Below are 2,245 nucleotides of genomic sequence, written 5' to 3' on the forward strand. Positions count from 1 at the left end.
GAGGTAGCGACGCTTACGAGGTATGGTTAATTGCTTAGAAATAAATACCGCTTGTTTATCAAAAGCGTTTGAGATACTCTTCTCACGTCCGTGCAAGCGCCATCTTATGGTTAAGTGCAATGTCAATGAAACTTAGTTTCTCTGAAAAATAAAAACAAGGATATTAATTGCAATGAAGAAAATAGCTTTACCCGATTCTCTACCTAAAGACACAATTGGATTAGACCCTATTCGAGGATCGGATTATACCTATCCGACAAGAGATGACATGGAGCTACATACCCTAACCGATAATAGTACGAGTGAAGACAAACAAGTCAATATTTTACCCTTAAGCTTTGACTTTAAATATGAGCTTGCTGGGAAAATTAGTGAAGAAGCAGCCTTGTTATTTTTAGAGGAAATGACGCGTTCTTCTATAGCACCAGATGCCTGCAAGGAAACTATTAGTTTTATACCAGAGTAGCGCTATTATGTTCTTAACTGTTTTGATGTAATCGCCATTAAACTATCAAATTAATTTTGGTTTTAGTTCAGCGTCAGCAGAGCAGTTATTTGTTAGTCAAATAAGCAGAGCGATTAAAGTTTGTAATGCTTGGGGTGTTATTAGCGCTTAGGTCCTGCTAATTTTTATTTTTAGATAAATTATTCGAGAACCTAAAGATAGATTATCGCTTTAATCTGTATCCTGATACAAGTAGAATGAATCTTTTATGGCAGGATTGAGTGAGTGATGAGTACTGATGTCAAAACAAAGCAGGGTATTATTTATGCAATTTTAGGTTATGGTTTATGGGGACTATCGCCTATTTATTACAAGCAAATTATGCAAATCCCTGCACTTGAAATTTTAGCTAATCGGATTATTTGGTCTTGTGTTTTATTGGCCATTATCAGTTTATTATTAAAACAATTAACTGAGGTTAGAAAGGTATTAACCCAAAAAAATAAAGTAATTTTTCTTTTTTTTTCAACGTTATTTTTAGCATGCAACTGGCTTATTTATATTTGGGCGGTGAATAATGATCATGTGCTTGAAACCAGTTTAGGTTATTACGTTAATCCGATTCTTAATATTATTTTGGCGATGGTGATATTAAAAGAGCGCTTGCGTGTCTGGCAATGGTTTGCTGTTGCATTAGTCGTGATGGGTGTGCTCATTCAAATCATTCATTATGGCTCATTGCCTTGGGTGTCTTTAGGTTTAGCCTTTACCTTTGGTTGTTATGGTATGCTGCGCAAAAAACTAGGCTTAGCTGCTGTGACGGGGCTGTTGTGCGAGACAGCTTTGCTTACTCCTTTTGCCCTGATTTATCTACATTTTTTTGATTATAGTGCAACTGCAAATTTCATTGAAAATACGACATCGATGAATGTATTGTTGATGCTTGCCGGTGTGGTAACGGTGATTCCCTTATTAGGTTTTACTGCGGCGGCAACACGTCTTAAGTTTTCTATTCTGAGCTTCTTTCAGTATTTAACGCCGACGATTTTATTTATTATTGCGGTGACGCTGTATGGTGAAAAGCTGACTCTGTCATTGATCATCACGTTTTTTTTTATTTGGTTAGCGTTAGTGGTATTGGCAATAGAAGGTTTAGCAAGATCAAGAGCAAGAGGTGGCTTGTCCCAAAGCAAAAGCGCAGTTTGATAAAAGGTTGCTATATTTAAGGGGCTATTAGTAAAAACTATCTAGATGAGGGCGCTATGCCATACAATGTGATGATCATTGATGATGATTTAAAACAAGACCAACCCTGTTTGCATCAGGCATTAGATAATAGTGATTTTGTGATTGTTGCAGAAGGTTACAATGTCGAGGATATTGCGCCGCTAGAGCAGAAGTACCACCCTGATATTTTAATTTTAAATATCCAAATGCGTCGTGTTGCATTAGATATTATTAAAGAAATACTAGAAATATATCCAAATCAATTGATTGTTGTTTCTGCTGAAAGTGATAGTGATGATTATATTGAGAAGGCAATGGGGGGTGGGTGCGGTAGGTTACTTTGTTCATAAACACACGGTCGCTGCGAGCCATGGAGTGCTAAGCACGGGGTGAGTAGGCCGAGGTAGGTTCGGGTTTTTAGCAGAGCGGAGTTGCGAAAGACCGTTAGGTCTGTAGCAAGCGTAACGAGTGTCTAAAAATCTATACGAACCGTAGAGTCATGTGAGAGCACAGTGGTGGAGTGTGCCGATTCAAGGCACGCAACGCTGTGTGACGCGGACAGCCGAGGGTTTA

General features: G+C 38.2%; 3 protein-coding genes. All 3 read left to right on the plus strand.

What is annotated here, in order from left to right:
• The first annotated feature begins 172 nt into the window (after positions 1-172).
• The 3 genes from C200_RS12845 (at position 173) to C200_RS12855 (ending at position 2,022) form a co-directional block, all read left to right on the plus strand.
• Positions 173-466, plus strand: coding sequence for a hypothetical protein (locus C200_RS12845; RefSeq protein WP_036794860.1), 294 nt, complete (start codon positions 173-175; stop codon positions 464-466).
• 267 nt (positions 467-733) lie between these two features.
• Positions 734-1,651, plus strand: coding sequence for an EamA family transporter RarD (gene rarD / locus C200_RS12850; RefSeq protein ID WP_016212140.1), 918 nt, complete (start codon positions 734-736; stop codon positions 1,649-1,651).
• A gap of 56 nt (positions 1,652-1,707) precedes the next feature.
• Positions 1,708-2,022 (plus strand): response regulator, encoded by a 315-nt coding sequence (locus C200_RS12855; RefSeq protein ID WP_032126692.1) that lies wholly within the window; start codon positions 1,708-1,710, stop codon positions 2,020-2,022.
• The last annotated feature ends 223 nt before the right edge of the window (positions 2,023-2,245 follow it).

The sequence above is a fragment of the Piscirickettsia salmonis LF-89 = ATCC VR-1361 genome, assembly GCF_000297215.2.
Taxonomy (GTDB): domain Bacteria; phylum Pseudomonadota; class Gammaproteobacteria; order Piscirickettsiales; family Piscirickettsiaceae; genus Piscirickettsia; species Piscirickettsia salmonis.